The following is a 316-nucleotide window of genomic DNA, read 5'->3' on the forward strand; positions in this document are numbered from 1 at the left end:
TGAGCAAGCGCAACTTCGAGGCCCTGTCGCGCTATATCTATGACTATAGCGGCATCAAGATGCCGATCACCAAGATCACGATGCTGGAAGGCCGTCTCCGCCGCCGGCTGAGAGCGACCGGCATCGGCACGCTCGATGCCTATTGCGAATATCTGTTCAAACAGAACGGGCTTGCGACCGAGTCGACCTATCTCATCGACGCGGTCACGACCAACAAGACGGACTTCTTCCGCGAGCCGAAGCACTTCGAATATGTCGAGCAGGTCGTGCTGCCGGAGATGCTGGCAGCGGGACATAAGAAATTGCGCGTCTGGAG

The 316-nt window shown here is 57.6% G+C and carries 1 protein-coding gene; it reads left to right on the forward strand.

Features of this window, described 5'->3' with window-relative positions; genetic code table 11:
• The coding region (locus AC2YI2_RS35240; protein ID WP_487391153.1) for a protein-glutamate O-methyltransferase CheR at nt 1-316 on the forward strand (316 nt) is incomplete at both ends.

The sequence above is a fragment of the Rhizobium sp. SRI_017 genome, assembly GCF_057586295.1.